We start from the raw sequence: 25,524 nt of genomic DNA on the forward strand, positions 1-25,524 counted from the left end.
TGTCTGTGTCGTCCACTAGACTTGCTTGCTTCGCTTTACTATATTATGTTGTTAATATAATTAGCGTCGCTTGTTGTTTTGCTTTTTTATTACAATGTTGTTTTGTTTGGTTGCTGTTTGTTGTTAGCAACTATCAATATCAGTTTGATACGTTTTGTCATTGTGAGCTGACCAGTTTATCATGGTTTGATTTTCTGTCAAGCTTTTTTTTAAGGTTTTTTGCTTTAATTTTTTGACTTTAAGTTGATGTTTGACTTTATGTTTAACTTTAACTTGAAGTTTGGTTGATTAAAGTTTTTTACCTTTTTTGTTTCTTAACTTAAGTTGTTGCTCTTAAGTTGTTCGCTTCCGCTTTCGGTCTGCTTGACCTTTGGCTTGGTTTGTTGCTTTAAGTGCGAGGTATTATATAGGGTTGTGAGATGGTGTCAAGGGGTTTTTTAAAAAAATTCTGTTTTTTGAGCCTGGCTGATGGCAGGTGTCAGCCGGGAGCTATTGTTTTGACTGTATTTTTTGTTTAATGGTGGTGATAAATCCTGAAATGGCATAGATGATGCCAATGGCAAGGATGCCGACAGGAATGTCATTGATGACAATGCCCATCACAAGGACAGCAACGATAAGGGCGACAAAGGGAACTTTGCGTTTATCAAATTCTTTAAAGCTATGGTATTTAACATTACTGACCATCAGTAAACCACAGATAACCACCCAAACCGCTGCAATGATGGAGATGGTCAGACCAGAGGTGCCAACCAATTCACTGTGATCAATGGCAACCATAACAAAGCTGGTAACCAAAATGGCGGCTAAAGGGCTGGCTAAGCCAACAAAGTATTTTTTATCAACCACACCAATTTGTACGTTGAAGCGTGCCAAACGAAATGCCGCACAGGCGGTAAAAACAAAAGCACAGGCGATGCCAATGCGTCCAAATCCGCTTAAAGCGTAGCTATAAATTAAGATGGCTGGGGCAACACCAAACGCCAACATGTCAGCAAGTGAGTCAAACTGTTCGCCAAAAGGACTTTGGGCATTGAGCATTCTTGCGACTCGTCCGTCCATACCGTCTAAGATGGCAGATAAAAAAATTGCCAATGCAGCTTTGTAAAATTGTCCATTGGTACTCGATAAGATGGAAAAAAATCCAGATAAGAGTGAGATGGTGGTGATGAGATTGGGAGCAAGATAGACTCCACGACTGGCACGTTGTCCATTGGTGTGTGCTTCATTTTCGATGACTTCAAAAGTCAATCCGTCATAGTCATCAGTGTCTGCTAACCGAAGATTGTGTTCGTGTTCGGTATCGGCATGATATGTGGTATTGCCTTTGTGTGTGGTGCTGTTGGGTTTGGAGGTTTTTGGCTCTGTCATGGTGGTGTCTTTTAAGCGATTTGGTTTTAAACGATTGACTTTAGGTAATTGATTTTAAGCTACTGATTTTAAGTGATTTGGGTTGTCAGCCATGTGAGATGAGTACTGTGTCATCGTGATGTCGTGATTTTTTGCTTTATTCATTTTTTGCTTTATTCACCAACCAACCATTTGACTTGATGGCTCTGTTCGGCAGTCATGGCAGGGGCATCATTCGCTTTTAATATGGGGGCAAGATAACTTGTGATGTCTTTGGCATGACGGTCAAACTGCCAAGGTGGGTTAATAATCAACATGCCTGTGCCACTCAATCCGACTGGCACGTCAACAGGATAGGCATTCAGTTCACAAATCAGCTGACGTTTGATGCCTGTGCGTTTCATTTTTTTATGAAAAATTTGTACGGCATCTATATTTTTAATGGGATACCATAACACATAGATACCCTGTTGCCATTTATGGTATGCCAATTCTAATAAGGCAACCAAGGTGCTAAAATCTTTATGTTCTTGTTCAAACGGTGGGTCAATAAACACCATGCCTCGACGTTCTTTTGGGGGAATAACGCCCATGATTCCTTCGTAAGCATCACGATGATGAACACCTATGGGTAATTGGTGAAGTTGATAGTTTAAGGCATCAAATTCATCGGCATGTTTTTCAAAGGCTTCTGCTCGGATAAGAATGTCTTGGTTTTGGGCATTGTTATTTTGGGCATTGTTGGCTATCCACCAAGGAGAACCTGGATAGACATTTTTGTCATAAAACTTGCGAGCTTGAGCAAGTTGTTCAAGATAGGTTGTGATTGCTGATGGCATGGGTTGGTTGCTCTGCTGGGTGTGGACAGCTTGCTCAAGTTTGCCAATGCCGTTTTTAGATTCGTTGGTGGCGGTGGCTTCGTTGCTTTTTAAGGAGTATAAGCCACGACCACCATAGGCATCTAGTACATAGTAAGGCTTACCTTTGTGATTCATTTGGGTGAGCAGTTGTATCAATAAAATGTGCTTGACAACGTCTGCAAAATTGCCTGCGTGATAGGCGTGTCGGTAATTCATAACAGCAAATCCAGTCGATTATGTGAATTGTAACTATTTTATCATGTTAACACACTCAAGGATTGGCTTAAGAAATTTCTTCACCAAATTATGATGCCAAATTATGATATAATACAAACCACTTGCAAAAAAAGTCATCAGATGACATTAATAACTATGGCATTAATAACATGCTGTTTGACAGCATCATGATGAAACAAAAAAAAGCATGAGACAAGACACAAAACAAGGAGCTAACATGAACAACGACCATGGTCAAGCCAAACAGACTTTAGAGAGCTTAAAAGAAGAGTTGCTGACTCGTATTCGTAAAATTGAAGACCATTTATATAATCCTCAAGATGAGTTGAACGAACATTGGGATGACCAAGCCATTGCCATGCGAGATAATGACATGCGTAAAAACTTGCTGGTTGAAGCCAAACAAGAGTTACAACACGTCTATAACGCCCTAAGCCAAATTGAAAATGGCACTTATGGCGAATGTAGCGTCTGTGAGGAAGCCATCGAGCCTAAACGGCTTGAAGCCGTGCCATACGCCACTTTATGTATGCAACATGCCCAATAAATGGGGGCATTTAGTGGTTGGTGTATGGGCAGTGGTTGGTGTATGAATTGGGGCATGGTTTAAGTATATTTAGGTATAACGACGCATCGATAAACTTTGGATAATGTTTTCTGCATCACGCCAACGTATCGCTGAGCTGTCTGCACCCAACAGCACCACCACCGCAGGGCGGTTGTTAATGCGAGTTTCCATCACCACACAACGACCCGCCTCGCTAATAAATCCTGTCTTAGAGATGCCAATTGGGTATAGTTTATCTTTCACCAAATAATTTGTATTCGTGGCATAATAGCGACGGTTGCCACTGCTGTAATTCGAAACATAAAAATCATACTTTGGTGTGGTTGAAAAGCTTCTAATCACATCATATTGCCCTGCTGCTTGCACCAGTTTGACCAAGTCACTGGGTGATGCCACGTTGCGCTTATCCAACCCTGTTGGATCACCAAAGTAGGTAGATGTCATGCCCAATGATTGAGCTTTTTGATTCATGGCTTGGATAAAAGCACCATACCCCCCCGGATAATGGCGTGCCAACGTTTTGGCTGCTGGATTTTCAGATTTCATCAGCATCATCAGTATCAATTCAGCACGATTCATACGATCGCCAGATTGTAGGCGTGATGATGCTTTTTTTGGTCCTACAAAATCAATTGGCTCAAGCACAATCTCTTCGCCCATATTTTGCTCAGCATCTAGCAAAACTATCGCCGTCATGATTTTAGAAATAGAGGCAATCGGGCGAGATTGATGGGCATTTTTTTCATAGATACTACGCCCTGTGCTTAAGTCATAGACCATGACCCCACGAGAGCCTGTGCTGATGGCAAGTTCTTCAAAGGCATTATAATTGGCAAAGTTTCGTGGTTCACTGGGATAAGAATAAGCGGTGATGTTGTTAGCATCAGTGTTTTTGCCACCATAGCCAGTGCCACCATCACTGTTGTTGTACATAATGCTACGAGCACGTTCTAGATTATCTGAACCACCCCAAGCAATACGACCTTGTGATGTTTGGGGTGATGCTTGGTGAGATGATTGGTCGACACCATTGATGCTTAAACCTGCTTGTGCTGTCGTTGATAAGCATACTACCCCAACCGATATCATTGACGTTAAAAAAGCGGTTTTTCTTGCCTTCGCTGTGGTGTTGTCAAAAGATGGGGTTGTGTTTGCCATGCTGAGCTTTCCTTGTTGATGCCATGCCATAATGTCTAAATAAATATCTAAATAACAAAAAATAACCGTCAATTTTAAACAACATCAATTATTGTGTCATTGCTTCTTACCATCAATTAAGCACATGCGTTATTGGTAAAAAACCAATGTTAAATCGTGTGTTAAATTGTGTGAATAACATAACTTATCATCATGTATTTTACAAGTCTCTTATCATCACAAACCTTGATTTTTCAGACTTTCTTGCTGGTTTGTTACAGAGATTAACTTTGTTATTTTGTGTAAATTTACTGTGTGTCAAGTCGTTTGACCTAAAGCAACTGTGTTAATCACCACGCATCATACCTATTGATTTATTCACGATTTTATTCATGATTGAGTGAATCATTTTCAACCACACAAAATATGTATAAAAAAATCCAACGTTACGATAAATTTAAGCAATAAATCATAAAAAAAAGATGACTTATCAGCTAATCCATCAAGTTCTGATGACACAGATGTTATAATAAATAGCAAATAAATTCACGGTAACTAATCCATACAGTAACTAAAAGAGACACAATTATGATTACAGTGATGGTGGTTGATGATCATGATTTGGTGCGTACTGGCATCAGTCACATGTTGCATGACCATGCAGACATCAACGTGGTGGCAGAAGCTGGTGATGGCAGCACCGCCTTACAGTTGGCTCGCCAATTACGCCCCAACGTGGTGCTGTTAGATGTCAATATGCCTAACATTGGTGGTGTGGAAGCAACCAAACGACTATTACAACTTGATAATGGCATTAAAGTGCTGGCGGTGAGCAGTCTAAGTGCTGAGCCGTATCCGTCCATGTTGTTAAAAGCTGGTGTGCATGGCTATATCACCAAAGGCACAGGGTTTGATGAGATGATTAAAGCCATCAAAAAAGTGGCTCAAGGTGGCCGTTATTTTAGCAGTGATGTGGCAGAACAGTTGGCACAGACCGTGTTAAACGAAACGCCCCAATCACCCTTTGACATACTCAGCGAACGTGAAAAGCAAGTTGCCATGATGGTGGTGAACTGCCAAAGTCCACAACAAATTGCTGATCAGCTGTTTGTCAGTGTCAAAACCGTCAATACTTATCGTTATCGTATTTTTGAAAAGTTAGGCGTGGACAGCGATGTTAAACTTACCCATTTGGCGATGCGTCATGGGTTAATAACACCATAATGATGACTCATCATGATACATTCATCATGACACATAATGATGGCAAAAGGGCATATCAAACCATAAAAAGGTAATAAAAATCATGGCGTTATTTAAGTCCTTATCTGAGCATTGGCAAACACAATCTAAGCTGTCTTTGCCACTTTCACAAATACGCAGAATTGGGTTACTTTATTACGCTTATCGCTTGTTCATCAGTGTGATATTGTTTGTTACCAGCTATGCGTTGGTATATGATGCCTCACGCATCATGGTAAGACTGCCATCTTTACTTCAGCAGTTGATACTGATGTTTTATATTCTGTTTAGTCTGTTTGCCATGACTTTATTTGTGTTGGTTAAGCATAAATCACAGCGTCAGTTGTTGGTGGCGTTTGTGGTTGATGTGATATTTTTTAATTTTTTGATATTCATTAATGGGGCAGCAGACATTCAGATGATGCTACTTATCATGGTGGTGGTGGCAGCCAGCTTTATGCTGTTGATTTCTTATCAAGCTGTTGTCATCACCATGTTGGCGGTGATTTTAATCATTTATCAGCAGTTTTTTTATGCCATCGCAGGGAGCATGACCCTACTTCGCTTTAGTGATGCCATGCTTATGGCATTGAGCTTTATCAGTGTGGGTTTTTTGAGCTGGACGTTGTCAAAGCGGCTGGCTCAAGTTGAACAGATTGCCAGTCAGCATGCTGAGACATTGGCAACACTCAACCGCATCAACACCGAAGTCATCAGTAAAATCAATCATGGGGTTCTGGTGTTAGACACAAAAAATAACATTTTACTGCACAATCATGCTGTTACCAGTTTGTTACATGTTACTGACTTGTATGTTACCACCACAAATAATGCCTTTTTTTCTGATACTCAGCATAAACCAGCCATTTCATCAGTAAGGTTGGGTAAAACAAGATTGGGTAAAAAAATGTCAGCAAGATTTAAACGGCTCATCGGCAGTCAAAGCCAAGAGTTTGAACAAGAACAGCTAAAAGCCGTTAATCAAAACAATCTTAAGCTCAATGAATTCATCAAAGAGCAACTGCCTAGGCTACAAGATAAGCTTGATGCTGCCCGTCTTATGCAACAATCACAATTTGAGCTACAACCGTTTAAACACATTGACCAACCATTACGGTTTAACACCACTTTATTACAAGATAATAGCTTGCTTGTCATCATCGAAGATGTCAAACGAGAACGCAATAACGCCCAACAGCTCAAGCTGGCGTCCTTAGGACAGCTCACCGCCAGCATTGCCCATGAAATTCGCAACCCACTTGCCGCCATTTCCCAAGCCAGTCAGCTATTGATTGCTGATGCTGACGAATGGCAGTTGACTGCCAATACCATCACCGCCTCTGCCATCAGCCCCAGCAATGATGCTAACGCTGGGTTGTATCAGATGATTTTTAAGCAGACCAAACGGGTCAATCGTATTATTGAAGATGTGTTAAGATTGTCAAGACAAGACAAGCCCAACCTGCAAGTATTGAATTTGATTGAATGGTTAACAGACTTTATTGCCAATCACTTTCAAGGACATGATGTGTTTTTACAGGGTCAATGTGATTGTCAAATATTTTTTGACCCCCATCATCTTGAACAAATTTTAATCAATCTGATTAATAACGGTCTAAAATTTAGCGGTAAGGTACACGCCCATGCCTTTGTTATTCTTAAGGTGGGTTGTGATGTGCATGTTACCATTGATGTCATTGATGAAGGCGTTGGGGTAACCCAAGCACAACAAGAACAGCTATTTATGCCATTTTTCACCACCGATAATCAAGGCACAGGACTTGGGCTATATTTGTCGCAATCATTTGCCCATGCCAATCACGCCCAGTTATCGTATGAAGCAGAACATGAGCATACGTGCTTTCGCTTGATGATACCCAAAGCGGTGCAATCGCCAACAGGACACATGACGCAATCATCACCTTTAAAATGAACAGTGAATGAACAGTAAAAATAAAAAAACACAGCAATAGTAAGGAATATCCATCTATGCCCCACGCCCTTGTAATTGACGATGAAGCAGATTTGTGCCGTTTGATGCAAATGACCCTAACCAAAATGGGAATCACCAGCGATATTGCCTATGAACTTGAGCATGCCAAAACCAATCTGGCAAATAAGGCATATGATTTTTGTTTGACTGACTTAAAACTCCCTGATGGCTCAGGGTTAGACATTGTGAAACTCATTACCAAAGAATATCCCTTAACCCCCGTTGCGGTCATCACCGCTCATGGCAACATGGACTTGGCAATCGAAGCCTTAAAGCTTGGGGCATTTGATTTTGTTAACAAGCCACTAGAGCTACCAAGGTTAAAACAACTTGTGTATCATGCCCTAAAAGTCGGTCAAGAATTCAAAGCCCAGCCGACAGACACGCTTAAGAACACCCCATCTCCCAGCCAACAATTGTTGGACAAACATCTGATTGGCACATCTGATACCATGACACAGCTTAAAAGCACCATCATCAAGCTTGCTCGCTCACAAGCCCCTGTGTTTTTATGGGGAGCATCGGGGACAGGCAAAGAAGTGGTGGCACGCATGATACACCAACTAAGCCCCAGACAAGAAGGGGCATTTGTCCCTGTCAACTGTGGGGCTATCCCATCTGAGCTGATGGAATCAGAGTTTTTTGGCCACAAAAAAGGCAGTTTTACAGGTGCAACCACGGACAAAATGGGTTTGTTTCAACAGGCCAATGGTGGTACGTTATTTTTAGATGAAGTGGCAGATTTGCCTTTATCTATGCAGGTTAAGCTACTAAGAGCCATTCAAGAAAAAACCATCAGAGCCATTGGTGATACCAAAGAAGTGCCTGTTGATATCCGTATCCTATCTGCCACCCATAAAAACTTATATGAGCTGGTTGAAAAAGGACAGTTTCGCCAAGATTTATTTTATCGAATCAATGTCATTGAGCTAAAACTGCCCACATTAAACCAACGCAGGAGTGATGTGCCAATGTTAGCAGGTCATTTTTTACGCTTAATTGAACAAGAATGGCAACTTGAGGAGCCATTACATCTCACTGACACTGCCATTGATTTTTTACAACATTATGACTTTGTGGGTAATGTGCGTGAATTAAGAAATTTGCTTGAACGGGCGATAACCATGACCGACAGCACAGACATAGACGTCACTCATCTACAGCCCACACATCTGTCTCGCAACGCACCAACACAACACCAACAAACTCAGCAAGACACTCACAGAGCCAATCAACTCAACAACCAAATGGCAAACAGCCCAACCATAAATAATAAACTAAGACCGAACCAAACCAGTACTTTATTGCCACCCCAACCCAACATCAGCATGAATGCCAATGCTTTAACACCACGCTATGGCAATGCCAATGTCAACATGCCAAGCTCCATCACCGTCAGCACAGCCCCCAACACCTCCCCTAATTTCACAAACAATACAAACAATACAAACAATACAAACAATACAAACAATACAAACAATACACAAAACCAACACCAAACTGATGCTTATCTTTTTCCCATAAGCCACTCACCCACAAGCCAGCATGACGATAAACACAATACTGGACAAAACAACATCGAACAAAATAATGATAAAAACACACACCAAAAAGAGATGAATCGATTGAGTGCCAATAATAAAGTGGGGGCTAATCTGACCATTTGGCAGAGCTTTTTAGATGAACATCTAAAGCCAAATAATCTGCCCAAATACGGCATAGAAGCGTTTTTACAAGAACAAGAAAGAATCCTAATTGCTGAAGCACTCAAATTATCTGAAGGCAATAAAACAGAAGCTGCCAGATTGCTTAACTTGACCATGCGTTCTTTGCGTTATCGCATGGATAAGCTGGAAATTGACTATGAAGCCGATGATGCTGACATGTGATTAAATACAAAAAAACAAACGCAAAGAAGCTTAAGTAAATTCTAACAAGATGACAGTGTTAAATATTAATGTCATCACATCAAAGTTAAGGCATGTTGTTTATCTGCTCAGATAAGCGTATGCCATGGGGAAAATGTGTGAGCCAAGTTTTGCGATTTTGGGGTTGTTTGGCATCTAATAGCTCTGCATTTAATGATTGACCTGTTACCCAAAGTAGGGCTTGTTGTAGCCAAGGGTCATCTGCCCCATCTAATCTGTCTAGAGGATTAAAAGGTTTGGGGATAAACTTATTGTCATCTGCTTGGGTGGGCATTGCTTTGGTAGACATTGCTTGGATAGGCAATGGTAACAAGGCAACATCAGGCATGACACCTTGACCATGAATATTTTGTTGATTGGCATCAAGATAATGAGCAACCGTCAATTTAATGGCATAATCTTGGTCAAGCTCAAACACACTTTGCACCGAACCTTTACCATAGCTGGTTTCACCCATGATAAGGGTAGTGGGATTGTTTTTTAAACCACTTGCCATGACTTCACTGGCAGATGCTGAATGGCGATTTTGCAACACCACCACGGGTAAGCCTGCCAATATTGCCCTACCTTTAGGATAAAACGCCTCTTTGATGCCTTGCCGATTTTCGAGATAAGCGATGGGCTTATGATTGTTTTGAAACAAACTGACAATCGCAACCGCCGATTCCAAAACCCCACCAGGGTTATTACGCACATCAAATATGACTCCACGCACAGGTTCTGGGTAACGCAACAGCTCTTGCAAAATTTGTTGGCGGCTCACTTCTTGAAACACAGGTATGCGAATAATGGCAATGCCATCTTGCCAAGACACAGACACCGATGCGTCTGTATTGATGCTACGTGCCAAACCAACTTGACGCTTTTGTCTGCCTGCCATCGACACCGACAGCTCAACGTAAGAGCCAATCAGCCCTATTAACTTGGCTTTGACGTCCTCAGGATTCAGCATTTTGGTCAGCTTAACCCCATCAATGGCATGAAGATAATCCCCAACATTGATGCCTTGCTGTTCTGCTGGCGATTCAGGCAACACGGCTTCGACCACCCAATGAGCCAAGTCGTCATGATATGCCACATCAATACCCACCTGACCCAAACCCCCTTGGGTGATTGTCTGTAGGTCATCATATTGTTGTCTGTCCAATAGCTCAGAATAAGGATCTAACCCCTTTAACATGCCTTTCATCGCTTGAACAAACAAGTTTTCATCATTAACAGCATATAGATATTGGGTTCTGATGGTATTTATCAAATCCACAAACATGGCCAACGTCTTTGGCGAGATGGCATTTAATGGCACGCTTTGGGTAACAGGAGGCAATGGTTGGGCAGAGTCAACGGTGTCTGCCTGCCAACTTAGGTCTTTTTGCCCCAGAACTTCCACATCTAAACCATCATTAGAAGGAAGCGATTCTTCAACAGAAAAACCATGTTGATGGTTGGTCAGTAGTGATGATAAAGGGTTGGGATTGATGGCAGAAGAAGCCAAGGCAATGGGCATGATGGCCATCTGTAAAACCAGCGATATCCCCCATCGCCATGCTTTATTTGAATGAGTGATGCCAACCACTGAACGTCTTATATCACGGTGGCTAACAAGGTGATTCATCGAACAAGATTTTATCAAGGCAAATGTTCGACATTCATTCATACACAGTACTCAATCAAAAAAACACCCAATCAAAAAACCAGACAGATACTTATTAACCCAAATATTGACCAACCTAAATATTGACTAACAAGCTATGACCTGTCATTTCATCAGGCTTATCAAGCCCCATCAAGTCAAGCAATGTCGGTGCAACATCGCTTAAACGACCACCTTCCACCACCTTAACAATTCTATTACCCACGTATATCAATGGCACAAGCTCGGTGGTATGTTGAGTATGCACCTGTCCGCTCACATAATCTTGCATCTGCTCACAGTTACCATGGTCAGCGGTGATGAGCAGATGTCCGTTGGCTTTTTTTATGGCATCAACCACCCGTCCAACACACCCATCCAAAGTTTCTACCGCCTGAACCGCTGCCTCAAATACGCCTGTATGACCCACCATATCGCCATTGGCATAATTCACCACCAACACATCATATTGCCCTGATTCAATGGCTTCAACCAGTGCATCAGTCACCTCTTTGGCACTCATTTGGGGCTGTAAATCATACGTCTTCACATTGGGTGATGGAATTAAAATGCGTGTCTCACCTTCATACTTTTGTTCACGACCCCCACTAAAAAAGAAAGTGACATGGGCGTATTTTTCGGTTTCGGCAATGCGTAATTGGGTTTTTTTTTGGTTTTGCAAGTATTCGCCTAAGCTGTTTGTCAATTTGGCGGGCTGATATGCCACCAAGACATTAGGCTGACTGCTAAGCAAATCAGAATAAGGGGTCATCATCACAAAGGCGGACAATTTTGGGCATTTTTCTCGGGCAAAACCCGAAAACTCTCTGTCTGACAACAAAAATGCTGCTGACAACTCTCTGGCTCTGTCAGCCCGAAAGTTCATAAAAAACACCGCATCGTGGTCATTGACGGTAAAAGGTGTTTCACCATGCTCAATCACAGTGGTTGGGCTGACAAATTCATCGGTTTCTCGTGATTTATACGCCGCTTGTATCGCCCCATCGGCACGGGTTGCCATGCGTTCTGCCTTACCTTCGGTTAACAGCTCGTAAGCTTGTTGCACCCTATCCCAGCGTTTGTCCCTATCCATGGCAAAAAACCGCCCACAGATACTGGCAATCTGTACTTGGCTACCATAATGGTCGTTTAAGCCATTAAGATATCTTCGAAACCGCTCAATGTATTTATCCGCTGACTTTGGTGGGGTGTCTCGCCCATCTAAAAAACAATGCACATACACTTTGGTAACCTTATGCACCACCAAACTATGACACATGGCTTCGATGTGGTCAATATGAGCATGTACGCCCCCATCAGACAAAAGCCCCATCACATGCACCGAACCGCCTGCCTGCTTGACCTTATCAATGGCAACATCAATGGCAGGGTTTTGATAAAACTCACGAGAGTCAATTTCTTTGGAGATGCGGGTAGACTCTTGGTAAATAATCCGTCCAGCCCCTAGGTTCATGTGACCCACTTCAGAATTACCAAATTGCCCTGCTGGCAAACCCACATCTTCACCAGAGCCTGAAATAACCCCATGTGGATAATCTTGATAAAGTTGTTCTAAATTAGGCGTATTGGCATGGGCGATGGCATTGTCATTTTTTTCTTTACGATGACCAAATCCATCTAAAATCATCAAAACATGGGGGGTTTTTGCGTGTGGTTCTTTAGCCACATTAGCCACATTCTTTTGATTCATTAAGTTGTCTTGGCTCATAATATTGCTCCATTTTTTGTTATAAATTAAATGTTGCCATGATAGCACAGCCACCCCACAAAAGCTAATTAACCGACTTTAGTTTAATATTTAGCTAAACATATCATGTCAGCATGTCACACCAGTTATCACGCCAGTTGGTCATCACATCACTTGCATCTGAGCCTGTTTTTGATTACCATAGTCTCCTTCTGGAGTATTCGCCAGTGAATGGTATTCCCTGAGCCGATACGCATCACTTAGGACATGCAACCTACTGTTTTGTTGTGTATGCCTGCATCATGTTTGATATATCAGGAAACCTAAAAAGACAGTGTCATGTCCGCCCTGAACTTTACGGTTCATGGGTTCTCATCTCACAGCGGTACTCTGGTTTTTATTATTATTGTGCGGTTTTTGTTGTTGTGATGTTTGGTTTTTTTTAATAAAAAATCCCCAAAATTTATGGTTTTGGGGATTTTTTGGTTTGTGCTTATTTATTTTTATTCATCATTTTTATTGTTTATCTTTATCATTTATCAGGTTGATTACTCGTCGTTGGCAGAAGACAGTTTTTTGATGTTTTTTTTGACATCTTTTGCTGTTCCTTCTACTGTGGTGGTCGTGCGTCCAAAGTTGCCTTTAGCAAAACCACCGCCAAATGGTGATTTACCAGCATGATTAAAGGGATTATTGCCAAATGGATGTTGACCTTGTTGCCCCATGCCCCCCATTTGGTTTAAGTCGCCCATATTGGGAAATCCTGCCATACCCCCCATTTGCTTTGCCATCATTTGCATCATTTTTTCTTGGTTTTTTTGTACATAATTATTGGCAAAGGTTTTAAACTTATTTTGAACAGGTGGCAACAGCACAATGACCGCCAACACATCGCTGATAAGACCAGGAATGAGCAACAGCACCCCTGCCAATGCCATCGCCACTGTCTTTATGATGGTGGACTCAGGTGGTCGCATGGCAGGGTTGAACATACCACCTGACTTGATTTGTTTAGCCATTGGGTTTAGTACCGCCATGCCTTTACGCATCAGCATGATGCCAATAATTGCTGCCGCCACAAACCAAGCAAATACCCACCAACCGCTGATAAATTGGGCAATCAGATACCAAATCAACATTTCAATAATAAACCAAACCAAAGTAACGCCTACCGCTGTACCCATGCTCTATCCTAAGTCCTAATTTTTGTGTGAATTTGTGTGAATCAATCAATTAAATCAATTAATACGCTTACGCCCATCATATGGGGGCTGTTATAATGACATTCAATCTGTGACGATGCAAGTCAACATATTTTCTTGTTTATTAAGACTTGTTTTTTTCAAGATGATGTTTGGGTTTAAGAAGGTGTTTGGGTTTAAGATAGTATTTAGGGCATGTCCCTAATATCAACTGGGTGATAAGTTTATGGCATTGATTTTGGGCATTGACCCTGGTTCTCGAATGACAGGTTATGGGCTGATACAGCAAATAGGTGATAATTTGACATTCATTGATGCAGGCACGATACGCACCGACAGCGACGCCATGCCTGAGCGGTTACAACAGATTTTTTTTGGCATTGAACGAATTGTGCATCATTATGGGCGTTATCATCATCAACCCATTCTCGCTGCCATCGAGCAGGTATTCATGGCATCTAATCCTGATTCTGCTTTAAAACTTGGACAGGCGCGGGGGGCTGCCATTGCCGCTTTGGTGTCCAATCAACTCAAGGTATCTGAATACACCGCCAGACAAATCAAACAAGCCGTCTGTGGCTATGGGGCAGCTGATAAAGAGCAGATTCAAGCGATGGTGTGTCGAATTTTAAGCTTGGACATCACCCCACAGGCTGATGCTGCTGATGGGCTGGCATGTGCCATTTGCCATGCTCATTCTAATCACTCTGTTAATAAGCTGATGGGCAATATGTTGGGCAATACAGGCGGTGGTGGACACAATCGCAGTAAGAAAAAGGGGCGTTGGCGACTGACCGAAGAAGAACTTAAGCAGTTACGCTAAAACGGACTGGTCTTCAACAAACATGGCGTTTGTTGAAGACCATATCATGTCATTTATTTGACCCGATTAAGGTTATTTATTAGGGGCTGGGGTGATGCGTAAGTAAGGCTTGATTTCAGTGAAACCTTTGGGATAGTCGGTATCTTTGATGTCTTCAGTTTTAATGCTTGGTGGAATGATGACATCGTCGCCATCTTTCCAATCCACTGGTGTGGCGACATGATGGTCATCAGTCAGTTGTAGGGCATCAATGACACGCACGATTTCATCAAAGTTACGTCCAACACTGGGCGGATACGTCAGCGTCAGACGGACTTTATGCTCAGGGTCAATGATAAACACACTGCGTACGGTGACGTTGGCATTGGCTTTGGGGTGTATCATGCCATATAATTCAGCAATCTTTTTGTTTTCATCACCGATGATGGGGAAGTTGGGTGCGGTGCCTTGGGTCTCAGCTATGTCGCTTGCCCACTTTTTATGATCGTCCACATTATCTACCGACAAGCAAATGGGCTTGACATTACGTTTGTCAAATTCCGATTTTAAAGCAGCAGCACGACCTAACTCAGTGGTACAAACGGGGGTAAAGTCAGCAGGGTGCGAAAACAGCACCACCCATTTACCTTTGGACCAATCATGAAAGTTAATCTGACCTTCTGTGGTGTCAGCATCAAAGTCTGGGGCAATGTCGCCTAATTGAATATTCGCCATGATGGTGTTCCTATTTTTGATTCAAAGTTTTAATTGGCTTAAAAACTGTTTGAATCTTTATTCAAACAGTTAAACCAGTGTAAACGAACTTAATGGCATCAAACCACTGATATTTGTAACAGCTGATGACAATTTTGGCTAAAACCTTGCTGATTACCAACTGATGGGGTCAATGTCTAGGGTTAATCGCATGTATTTGGCATCGGATAAATCTTTGACTGGCAACCACCATGTTAATAACAATTGGTGTAAGGTCTGACGCTGTTGCGACAGCAACAATAACTGAGCGTGATGGCGGTTGTTTTTTTTTGCCATTGGGGCAGGAAAAGGGCCTAAAATTGCCAAATTATTGGCAGGTAATAAGCATTTGGCTTGTTGCAGTACATTTTGTACACTGGCTAATGATTTGCCTTCACAGCGTATCAAGGCTGCATGACTGTATGGTGGTAATCCCAGCTGTTGTCGCTCTGTTAATAACATGCGAGCAAAGGCTGAATAGCCGTTACGCATCAGCTTAAGAAGTAAAGGATTATCAGGTTGGCGAGTTTGGATAAGCACTCGTCCAGATTTGTTGCCACGTCCTGCTCGCCCTGCCACTTGAATGATTAGTTGAGCAGTCTGCTCAGGTGAGCGAAAATCTGCTGATAAAAACCCCCTATCTGCGTCAGGCATCACCACCATGGTAACATTAGCAAAGTGATGCCCTTTGGCAAGCATCTGAGTTCCCACTAAAATGGCTGGCTCACCGCCATTGATTTTTTGATATAACCGCTCCCAACTGCCTTTACGCCGTGTGGTGTCTCTGTCTATTTGAATGATGGGGTAGGTGCGTTTACTGGTTTGTGGGTTGGCAAATAGGGCATGTAAATTATCGCTAAGTCGGGTTGTTCCCATGCCTAGGGCAGTCAGATTGCGACTGCCACAACTGGGGCAAGATGATGGCATGGCACTTTGCCAATCACAATGATGGCATTTGAGCTGTCCTTTTTGCTGAGTAAGCTTATGGTGATGCACGGTCATGTGAGTGTCACAGCGAGGGCAATCGGCTTGCCAGCCACACGCATCGCACAGCAAGATGGGCGCATAGCCACGCCGATTAAGGAACACCAATACTTGCTCACCAGCATCTAATGTCTTAGCGATGTGATTGATGGTAATGGGGCTAAGCCCTGTGTCATCAGTGGGTTTATCAAACACCGCTTTATCATTGGTTTGAGCAAAATTGAATAAAGAGGGCTGTTTGACATATTCGGTGTGTGCTTGCTTTTTATCAGGTTTAGCACCACGCCTAAGGTCAATCAACTCAAACATGGGAGGCAACGCCTGCCCTGCCCGTTTGGTCAGTTTTAGCTCAGTTAATTTGCCATCATCAACCAGTTTAAGGTGTTCAAGTGCTGGTGTGGCACTGCCCAAAATGACAGGAATGCCCAATTGATGCCCACGATACAATGCCACATTACAAGCGTGGTATCGCAAGGTATCTTGTTGTTTATAAGAGCTGTCATGAGCTTCATCAACAATAATCATGCCCAAATTGGCAAAAGGATACAACACGGTGGAACGTGTGCCAATGATGATTTGAGCTTGCCCATTTTGACAATCCAGCCACCCTTGCATACGCTGACTGTCGGACAATCCTGAATGCAACAGACACAACCGTGCCGAAAAACGACCAGCAAAACGAGCCTGCGTTTGTGGCGTTAAGCCAATCTCTGGCACCAGTATCAACACCTGCCGACCTGCTTCTAAGACGGCCTGCATGACTTGTAAATACACTTCAGTTTTGCCAGAGCCTGTCACGCCATTTAACAAAAATCCTTGATAACGACTGGTGATGTCAGTTGGCTGAGTTTCAGCATACACAGACAATACCGCATTCACCGCTTGTTGTTGCTCAGCGTTTAATGGCAAGGGCAATTTAAGCAGTCGCACAGGCTTAGGGGCGGTTTTTTCTTCTTCAAAATGTTCAATAAGGGCTTTTTTGTGCAACGTTTTTAGCGTTTGTCGGTCAAAACCTTCCAGCATCAACACCTCTTCACTCGTACCATGGTACTGGTGCAGTGCCAACCAATTAATCAACTTCAGCTGTTTTTTAGCCCTGCCACTGACATTGTCCAACGCCTGTATGCCTTGATTATCAATACGCATCAAAACTTCTGGCAACAGTCGCCAGTGTCTTGTCAACCGCTGAATTGGCTTACCTTGCCTAATGAAACTTGGCAACATGACTGCCAATACATCTCCCAATGGATAATGATAATAAGCCGCCAACCACTTGGCAAAGTTCATCATCTGAACGTCTAAGAGGGGTGATGTGTCCAAAACAGCATCAATGGCTTTTAGCTTGCCAGTGGCAATATCGCTGTCATCGGCTGACACATGAGCAACAACAACCCCAATTAAGGTACGCTTGCCAAATGGCACTTGCACCCGTGAGCCAATGCCTGGTAAAGGAGAGCTTGGGGGGTTGGATTGGACAGGTAAATAATCAAAACAGCGGTACAAAGGCACAGGTAAAGCCACTTGGATAAGTGACTGCTGTGCTAAGTTGCCACAAGCCGTGTTTGATATGGATTGGGAAGACATTGATGTGTGTGAATGAGCATGTGTGAATGGGATTGTATAACCCACCAAAACCTATTCTTCAAACACCATGATTGCTTCAATCTCAACCACCGCTCCCTTAGGCAAGGCAGCGACTTGGACAGCAGCACGAGCAGGATATGGTTCGGTCAATCTATCAACAAACAATTCATTTAAAGCAGCAAAGTTATCAAGGTCAGTCAACGACACATTGAACTTCACCACATCAGACAAGCCACCACCTGCCTTTTGACAAATCGCTTCGATATTGTCCATCACTTGTCGAGCTTGTGCTTCAAAGCCTTTTTGTAAGGCCATGGTATTTGGGTCAAAGCCAATCTGCCCTGAAATATACACAGTATTAACCCCTTGATGGGTGATTTTGACCGCTTGTGAATATGTGCCAACGGCAGCAGGGGCGTTGTCTGTGTGAATGGTTTGCTTTTTCATGGGAATGCTCCTTTTGTGTGGCTTAAGGGTAATTTATGGGCATCAACATCATCACATCTTTATTGACTTTGATGATTGACATTGATGCCAATTAACGATGCTTTTTTGTGAAGCGTTTGTTTGTGAAGCGTTTGGCAGTTTTATTGAGTTTTTTTGTTGGGATTTTTTATTGGATTTCTTTTATTGGATTTCTTTTATTGGATTTCTTTTATTGGATTTCTTTTATTGGATTTCTTTTATTGGGTTTCTTTTATTGGGTTTCTTTTATTGGGTTTCTTGGCTTGATGGTCATCAAAGCGGTTGGGTGCGTACAATCGTTTAATGCTGATGAAGTTATACAGCTTTCTTAAAGCGTCAATGCCTTCTTGGGCATGACTGCGACTACGCACCACCACATAAAACACGCTATGGTTGATAAAGGTCACATAACGCACCACACCAATGTTAAGCTGTTTTAGCAATATCATGCCTTCACTGATTTGCTCTTCATCAAGCAACACTTGAATGCCCAAATAAGCGGTGAACTGAGCCCGTTCGCCTTGAGTAACCTGTTTTAGACTGTCTTTGTCACGCCAAGACAATGGAAATACTCGGTTAGGCTGTTCTTTTTTGGTGTTTAGTATTTCAAAACATTTGTGTCTATGCACAATCAAGCCTTGATTGACAGAGTTATAGCCTAAGATTTCATCACCATAAATGGCATTACAGCATTTGGCAAAGTTAATCTCTACCCCACTCATGTTTGCCAATAAATTACGGGGATGGCTTAAGTTGGCATTATCCTGCTCAGTTACGGCAATGTGGTCACTAAACAAGCGAGTCACCACCAACTGTGGCAACAATGCCCCTGAACTGATTTGTAAAAACAACCCTTGTTTGTCTGTTACTCCTTGCCACTCAAGCAAATCTGCCCAATCATCATCACTCAGATTACTTAAATGCTTATCATAAGTCGATAATGCCCGCTCAAGGGCTTGTTCACCGTGCTGGCATTTTTCGACATCAGGCAAGGCTCTGAGCCATTTACCAATCAGATTGCGTGCCTTAGTTGTTACCACAAAACCAAGCCATTCTGCTTTAGGCATACCTTGAGGGTCGGTGATGATTTCGACGGTTTGTGTGCCTGTCAGCACCGTTGAGAGACTGACCGCTTGCCCATTCACCACCGCCGACACAGCCGCATCTCCAATCTTAGGACCAACTGCATACGCAAAGTCTAAGGCGGTGGCACTGCGTGGCAATTCATACACTTGCCCTTGTGGGCTATAAATCAGGATTTTTCGCCCATTGAGATAATGAATAAGGTCATTGACCGCTTGCTCGCTAGAGTCAGCCTCATCAGCAGACCCTAAAAGTCCGATGGCGTTTTCACTGCTCACCAAGTCTTTCATGGCACTCAACGATGCTTGAATAACCGACTGACTGACTTTAGACGCATTTTCTAACGCCATCACCCCAAGACGAGCGGATTGTTGCATTTTTTTGGTCAAAATAGTCACTTGAATGGTGTCAGTGTCATAACGATAAGTCAAAGTTAAAGACTGATTGCCACCTGCTGGCGGATGCTTGATGTGATCTGCCACCTGCTCGTTGGGAATGTCATAGCGTTCAATAAAAAAGTTCGCCAGCTGATGACAATGCTCGATGGTCTCCACCACCACTTCAAAGGCATATTGGCGTAAGATGGCATTGAGTTCACCACGATTGCGAAAAAACTGACGAAACATGGATACTTGATGGTCAATGACCTGCACATGCCCTTTAATGTGCTGTTTATGTAGCACGTGCTGTAAGTTCTCTTGAATGAGATTTTTTTTATAATGACGCCCCAAGCCATGTTGAATCAGTTTATCAGACAACTTGCCATACATGTCATTATCCAAATTACGATAGCATAACAATTCAATGGCATTGGCAATGTCATTTAGCCCCATGACTCTGGCAAGCGGGATATAAAATGACAGCGTCTCTTGTGCGGTGGCACGTTGCTTTTCAGGTTTGACCGCTCCTAACGTGGACATGTTGTGCAAGCGGTCAGACAACTTAATGATAAGCACTCGTGGGTCTTTTAAAGTGGCATCGACAATTTTATAAAAGGTTGCCAGTTTGTTTTGATGCTTATTGTGGCCAGATGATTTTAATTTGGTCACACCATCGACCAATTTTGGCACGTCCCCACCAAATACCTGCTGTAATTCATCAAGGGTGACAGGCGTGTCTTCAACCGTGTCATGTAGAATGCCTGCAATCAATGTATCTCTATCCAAGCGAAACCCTGCTAAAATCTCCGCCACCGCCAATGGGTGGGTGATATACGGCTCACCTGATTTACGACGGTCTTGAATGTGTGCTTTGTCACCAAAGTGAGCCGCTGCTAAGATATCTGCTTGTTCGGCTTCGCTCAGATAACTGGTCGCCAGCATCAAACTGTGATAGGCTTCATCAACCAAAGTATGACTAAATTTAAACAAAGACTTTTTTGGCAAAACTGCCACTGGCAAGCCACCATCATCGGTGAATGAATACTGCTCAATGTCTTGTAAATGAATGGTTTTATCTTGTTCACTACGCTGTTTGGCGGTGGTCATAACCGCTTGAGATACCGCTTGTAATGCTTTGTCGGTCATGATGTTTTGCCCTATTATCTACCATAAATCCAGCTACTGAAGATGTTGATGTTGTTAAATTTTCTTAAAGCCTTGTTGTACAATCTTGTTGTTACTAGTTTTGTCATGTGATTGACACAATGTTGATAAAATTTAATGTTGACAAAATTAATGACAAAAAAAACCGCAACGAGAAAAACAGACCAAAGACAGGGATAACCATTGAATTTTATGGATTTAACGCAGTCCCTTTCATTCTTTTAACAGTCATATTTTCAGCGGTAATACGAGTGATAAACCTATAAACTACTCATTATCCCATATTTAGTCAATGCCTTTTATCTAAATAGTGATGCTGTTAATCGACAATCGCCCTTTTTTCATCGCTTGTTCTTTATCGCTTATTTTTTGTCATATGCTTCTGTCTTTCTTTATTTTACCTGCTTTCACTTTGTTAATAGGCAAAGTTGACAGGCAAAAAAATGATGATAAAAAATGACCGATAAAATCAGTTGCAAATCGATACGGACAAACAGATAAGAATTTGCTAAGATTTGGGATTATTTAGCCACATGACGCAAGCCAATAGGAACACATAGGAGACATGATGACCTCTTTTTACTTAACCAAATTTGACTTAAGCAAAACAAGCCAACAACGAACCAAATCAACCAATAAAGCCACCTCTATCTCATCGATGTTGGCAATGTCTTTTGCGGTTTTTATTTTGTCAGCATCACCAAGTTTTGCAACCGCCGCCACCCCAAGTCAGCAGTCGGTAGAAAAACTGATGCGTATTTTACAAATGGACAACATGGCAGATGACATCCAAGCCCAATCAGCTGACCTTATCTATCAAGTCATCACAGCCGAGGTCATCAAAAATAACCAACCACTTAGCCAAGCACAAGACAAACAGATACATACCTTGGTTCAGCTAGATGCCTTGGTTGACAAATACGTCACTCAATTAAATCGTAAAACCAATCTCCAACAAATCCGCCAACAAATGAGCCAAAGCTATGTGCAAGCTGCTCAAACGCACTTTACCCAAGCAGAAGTAGATGCTCAAATTGAGTTTTATGGTTCTACCACAGGTCAAGCCATCTTAAAAAAACAACCTGAGGTCATGCAATCTTATATGCAGCATCTGTTACCCACCTTGATGCAACAGACACAAAAAAATCTCAATGAAATTTTACCCAGTCTAAAACAAGAAGTGCAACAAATATTGGCAGGGTCTTAGATGATGGTAACTGATGATGTAAGCATCTGATGGCACGAGCATCTGACAACAAACTGATAACAACGTAAAAAACCACACCATGAGAATGCCAGAACCAAGAAGCAGTCGCCAACTCAACCAGCTTGCCAGCCAACTGCAAGATGAGGCTCAAATCACTGGGGTAAATGCCAGTGGCACACAAATCTCTAGCCGTGCTTTTGATATGGTCACTGACTTTGTGCCATCAGGTGACCAGCCACAAGCCATTGACAAACTGGTCAAAGGGGTTGAATCTGGCATGCACGGTCAGTTACTGCTTGGCGTAACAGGCTCTGGCAAGACCTATACCATGGCAAAAGTCATCAGCCGTTGCGGACGACCCACCATCATCATGGCACACAACAAAACCCTTGCCGCTCAGCTATACGGTGAGTTTAAGGCATTTTTTCCTAATAATGCGGTGGAATATTTTGTCAGTTATTATGACTATTATCAGCCCGAAGCCTATGTGCCTGCCAGCGATACCTTTATCGAAAAAGACAGTGCCATCAATGACCATATCGACCAAATGCGACTGTCTGCCACTCGTGCCTTGCTGGAGAGACGTGATGCCATCATCGTTTCATCAGTGTCATCTATCTATGGTTTGGGCGACCCAGAAAGCTACCTAAAAATGTTGTTACACCTTGTGGTGGGCGATTGTATTGACCGTCATGCCATCATCAAACGCTTGGTGGAGTTGCAATATGCCCGTAATGAGCTGGACTTTGGTCGAGGAACGTATCGGTTGCGAGGTGAGACCTTAGACATCTATCCTGCTGAAAGCGAACAGTTGGCAGTGCGAGTCAGCTTATTTGATGATGAAATCGAAAAAATTGCTTGGTTTGACCCATTAACAGGCAAAAGTGTCCGCAGTGTGCCACGCATCACCATTTATCCAAAATCGCACTATGTTACCCCCAAAGACAAACTGGAAGCCGCTGCCAAAACCATTAAAGCAGAGCTAAAAGAACGCTTAACCTATTTTCAAGAACATGGCAAACTGATTGAAGCCCAACGCATCAAAGAACGCACCCAATACGACCTTGAGATGATACAGCAGCTTGGCTATTGTAACGGCATCGAAAACTATTCACGCCATCTGTCTGGCAGGCCTGCTGGTGAAGCACCACCCACCCTGTTTGACTACATTCCACCTGATGCCCTGCTGTTTATTGATGAAAGTCACGTAACCGTACCACAAATCGGCGCAATGTACAAAGGTGATAAAAGTCGCAAAGAAACCCTTGTACAATATGGCTTTCGACTGCCCAGTGCCATGGATAACCGCCCCATGAAGTTTGAAGAATGGGAACGCATCGCCCCGCACACCATCTTTGTGTCCGCCACCCCTGCCTCATATGAACTTGAGCATAGCCAACAAGTGGTTGAACAAGTGGTGCGACCCACGGGCTTGGTTGACCCCATGTTAGAAATTCGCCCTGTACTGACACAAGTGGACGATGTGCTGTCAGAGATTCATATTCGTCGTGAGCTGGACGAACGAGTGCTTATCACCACACTGACCAAACGCATGGCAGAAGACCTAACCAGCTATCTAAAAGAATACAACATCAACGTCGCCTATCTACACTCAGACATTGACACAGTAGAGCGAATGAAAATTATCCATGAATTAAGAACAGGCGTACATGATGTGCTGGTTGGCATCAACCTATTACGAGAAGGTTTAGACATACCAGAAGTGAGCCTTGTTGCCATCTTTGACGCTGATAAAGAAGGTTTTTTACGCTCAGAACGCTCGCTGATTCAGACCATTGGGCGTGCAGCTCGTCATGTCAATGGCAAAGCAATTTTATACGCTGACAGCATCACCCCCAGCATGCAAAAAGCCATTGATGAAACTGAACGTCGCCGTGCCAAACAAATGGCGTTTAATAAAAAACATGGCATCACGCCAAAATCCGCTCGTCGCAACATCACTGATAAAATTGACACAGGTGAACATTTAGATGATGTCAATATTCATGTCAATGACAATCAAACCATTGCCAATCAGTCCAAACTACCCGATGTGGACATTGCCATTTTGCGTAGCCCAGATTTGCTCGCCAAAGAAATCAATCGCCTAGAAAAACAAATGCAAACCTTATCAAGAGAGCTAAAGTTTGAAGAAGCTGCCCAAGTGCGAGACAAAGTACTGACGTTAAAGGCGTATGTGATACAGTAAGCACATCAACCAAAGCGTATAAACTACCTTACCAGCAATTCATCATATAATACAATCAAGCCAAACCATCAGGGCATAAACCAAATGAAAAAATAAAGGTCGCCACCAAACTGTTGACAATGACAAACGCCCAATCAATGCCTTGATGATGCAACACAAATTGTCCCAACGCCCATGACACAACCAACATCAGCACAAAAAATCCCATCAAAATACGAATAACCTTAGGATGAGTTAAGTCAAAATAAGATTGATTGGCTTGGAATTTGGGCATTTTTTCTAAATCATGTTTTTTTAGATGATGTTTTTCTAGATAATAAAGTCGCACTGCCCAACCCAACCCTAAGGCAATCACTCCCATCAGCAAATAAGTTAAAAATCCCATACGTTCCTTTTTTTACTTGTTAGTTATTAATTGTGTATGACTTGATTGCTTAAAGATACTGAATTTGTTTGTGGTGCATTGGCAATATCCACAACAATATCCACAGGGGCATCATCACACACCACTTTATAAATGGTATTTGCCCCCCGATAAATATATGCCAAATATTCACTATCAAGCAGTGGATCAAGGTTGGCATGGCTGGTTTGTACTTTAGCCAACACCATGAGCTTATCAGGGCGAGCAATGATGGCATCTAGCTTCTTTGCATCAATGGCAAAGTAATTTGCCACGTCTTTTTTTGTCAAAATTTCTAATGGTTCAGGGTTATCCCAAACTCGATTGGCATTGGCAGGTTCTTTCATTTGCATCACAAGCTTGCCTGCATGGGTGCTGATTTTGATTTGAGCAGGTTCATCATGACTGATGGTGTAACACCCTACAAACATTTGTGCCACATCAGAGTCAGATAAAGTTAACACTGTGTTAGTTGTATTGGCATCAAATTGCATTGGTGAATGTTGGTCATTTTGAGAATCACAGCCCACAAGCGTTGCCAAGCAAACAAACATCAATGTTATTTTTGTCATCATCATTTTTACTATAGACTGGAGGGTATTTTCTGTTATCATGTTGCTGTTCAAGTTTGAAAA

General features: G+C 42.6%; 19 protein-coding genes and 1 other RNA gene. 8 read left to right on the top strand and 12 right to left on the bottom strand.

Going from position 1 to position 25,524, the window contains the following annotated elements; genetic code table 11:
- Nucleotides 1–489: 489 nt before the first annotated feature.
- Both pssA and WDM69_RS06820 read right to left on the bottom strand, forming a co-directional pair.
- Nucleotides 490–1,371: a CDP-diacylglycerol--serine O-phosphatidyltransferase gene (pssA, locus tag WDM69_RS06815; RefSeq protein WP_078307975.1), complete on the bottom strand. Its 882-nt coding sequence runs from the start codon at nt 1,369–1,371 to the stop codon at nt 490–492.
- A gap of 152 nt (nt 1,372–1,523) precedes the next feature.
- Entirely contained in the window at nt 1,524–2,426 is a 903-nt protein-coding gene (locus WDM69_RS06820) for a 23S rRNA (adenine(2030)-N(6))-methyltransferase RlmJ (protein ID WP_078307977.1), read from the bottom strand.
- A gap of 238 nt (nt 2,427–2,664) precedes the next feature.
- Between WDM69_RS06820 and WDM69_RS06825 the strand changes: the two genes are divergently transcribed.
- Nucleotides 2,665–2,994, top strand: a complete 330-nt coding sequence (locus WDM69_RS06825; RefSeq protein WP_078308117.1) for a TraR/DksA family transcriptional regulator — start codon at nt 2,665–2,667, stop codon at nt 2,992–2,994.
- Nucleotides 2,995–3,063: 69 nt separating this feature from the next.
- Here the strand turns inward: WDM69_RS06825 and WDM69_RS06830 are convergent, their stop codons facing one another.
- Nucleotides 3,064–4,173 (bottom strand): serine hydrolase, encoded by a 1,110-nt coding sequence (locus WDM69_RS06830; RefSeq protein WP_338755183.1) that lies wholly within the window; start codon nt 4,171–4,173, stop codon nt 3,064–3,066.
- A 567-nt stretch (nt 4,174–4,740) separates the two neighbouring features.
- Here WDM69_RS06830 and WDM69_RS06835 point away from each other — a divergent pair.
- The 3 genes from WDM69_RS06835 to WDM69_RS06845 all read left to right on the top strand — a co-directional run bounded on the left by WDM69_RS06835 (nt 4,741) and on the right by WDM69_RS06845 (nt 9,276).
- Complete coding sequence (locus tag WDM69_RS06835; RefSeq protein WP_078307981.1) at nt 4,741–5,376, top strand: response regulator; 636 nt, start codon at nt 4,741–4,743, stop codon at nt 5,374–5,376.
- Nucleotides 5,377–5,458: 82 nt separating this feature from the next.
- Nucleotides 5,459–7,327, top strand: coding sequence for a HAMP domain-containing sensor histidine kinase (locus WDM69_RS06840; protein ID WP_338755184.1), 1,869 nt, complete (start codon nt 5,459–5,461; stop codon nt 7,325–7,327).
- A 56-nt stretch (nt 7,328–7,383) separates the two neighbouring features.
- Nucleotides 7,384–9,276 carry a sigma 54-interacting transcriptional regulator gene (locus WDM69_RS06845; RefSeq protein ID WP_338755185.1) on the top strand — a complete coding sequence of 631 codons (1,893 nt, stop codon included), beginning with the start codon at nt 7,384–7,386 and terminating at the stop codon, nt 9,274–9,276.
- A gap of 85 nt (nt 9,277–9,361) precedes the next feature.
- On the opposite strand, the gene WDM69_RS06850 is transcribed toward WDM69_RS06845, so the two are convergent.
- Complete coding sequence (locus tag WDM69_RS06850) at nt 9,362–10,969, bottom strand: S41 family peptidase (protein ID WP_338755186.1); 1,608 nt, start codon at nt 10,967–10,969, stop codon at nt 9,362–9,364.
- A gap of 73 nt (nt 10,970–11,042) precedes the next feature.
- Nucleotides 11,043–12,656, bottom strand: coding sequence for a 2,3-bisphosphoglycerate-independent phosphoglycerate mutase (gpmI, locus tag WDM69_RS06855; RefSeq protein ID WP_422393276.1), 1,614 nt, complete (start codon nt 12,654–12,656; stop codon nt 11,043–11,045).
- 203 nt (nt 12,657–12,859) lie between these two features.
- Between gpmI and ssrS the strand changes: the two genes are divergently transcribed.
- Nucleotides 12,860–13,054: non-coding RNA, 6S RNA (ssrS, locus tag WDM69_RS06860), on the top strand.
- A gap of 147 nt (nt 13,055–13,201) precedes the next feature.
- Here the strand turns inward: ssrS and WDM69_RS06865 are convergent.
- Entirely contained in the window at nt 13,202–13,837 is a 636-nt protein-coding gene (locus WDM69_RS06865) for an FxsA family protein (RefSeq protein ID WP_078307987.1), read from the bottom strand.
- Between the two features lie 244 nt (nt 13,838–14,081).
- Here WDM69_RS06865 and ruvC point away from each other — a divergent pair, with 244 nt between their 5' ends.
- A complete protein-coding gene (gene ruvC / locus WDM69_RS06870; protein WP_078307989.1) occupies nt 14,082–14,678 on the top strand; it encodes a crossover junction endodeoxyribonuclease RuvC in 597 nt (198 codons plus the stop codon).
- Nucleotides 14,679–14,750: 72 nt separating this feature from the next.
- Here ruvC and WDM69_RS06875 read toward each other — a convergent pair whose 3' ends face one another.
- The 4 genes from WDM69_RS06875 to WDM69_RS06890 all read right to left on the bottom strand — a co-directional run bounded on the left by WDM69_RS06875 (nt 14,751) and on the right by WDM69_RS06890 (nt 20,848).
- Complete coding sequence (locus tag WDM69_RS06875) at nt 14,751–15,392, bottom strand: peroxiredoxin (RefSeq protein WP_338755188.1); 642 nt, start codon at nt 15,390–15,392, stop codon at nt 14,751–14,753.
- Nucleotides 15,393–15,545: 153 nt separating this feature from the next.
- Entirely contained in the window at nt 15,546–17,978 is a 2,433-nt protein-coding gene (locus WDM69_RS06880; protein WP_338755189.1) for a primosomal protein N', read from the bottom strand.
- Between the two features lie 51 nt (nt 17,979–18,029).
- Nucleotides 18,030–18,425, bottom strand: coding sequence for a Rid family detoxifying hydrolase (locus tag WDM69_RS06885; RefSeq protein WP_078307994.1), 396 nt, complete (start codon nt 18,423–18,425; stop codon nt 18,030–18,032).
- Between the two features lie 236 nt (nt 18,426–18,661).
- The gene (locus WDM69_RS06890) at nt 18,662–20,848 is read right to left on the bottom strand and encodes a RelA/SpoT family protein (protein ID WP_420845517.1); all 2,187 of its coding nucleotides are present in this window, start codon (nt 20,846–20,848) and stop codon (nt 18,662–18,664) included.
- Between the two features lie 787 nt (nt 20,849–21,635).
- Here WDM69_RS06890 and WDM69_RS06895 point away from each other — a divergent pair.
- Both WDM69_RS06895 and uvrB read left to right on the top strand, forming a co-directional pair.
- A complete protein-coding gene (locus WDM69_RS06895; RefSeq protein WP_338755190.1) occupies nt 21,636–22,277 on the top strand; it encodes a DUF2059 domain-containing protein in 642 nt (213 codons plus the stop codon).
- A 79-nt stretch (nt 22,278–22,356) separates the two neighbouring features.
- On the top strand, nt 22,357–24,486 hold the full coding sequence (uvrB, locus tag WDM69_RS06900) for an excinuclease ABC subunit UvrB (RefSeq protein WP_338755191.1): 2,130 nt from the start codon (nt 22,357–22,359) through the stop codon (nt 24,484–24,486).
- 55 nt (nt 24,487–24,541) lie between these two features.
- Here the strand turns inward: uvrB and WDM69_RS06905 are convergent, their stop codons facing one another.
- Entirely contained in the window at nt 24,542–24,871 is a 330-nt protein-coding gene (locus tag WDM69_RS06905) for a hypothetical protein (RefSeq protein WP_078308000.1), read from the bottom strand.
- A 26-nt stretch (nt 24,872–24,897) separates the two neighbouring features.
- Complete coding sequence (locus WDM69_RS06910; protein ID WP_078308002.1) at nt 24,898–25,467, bottom strand: hypothetical protein; 570 nt, start codon at nt 25,465–25,467, stop codon at nt 24,898–24,900.
- Nucleotides 25,468–25,524: the final 57 nt, after the last annotated feature.

It is taken from the genome of Lwoffella lincolnii (genome assembly GCF_037201985.1).
Taxonomy (GTDB): domain Bacteria; phylum Pseudomonadota; class Gammaproteobacteria; order Pseudomonadales; family Moraxellaceae; genus Psychrobacter; species Psychrobacter lincolnii.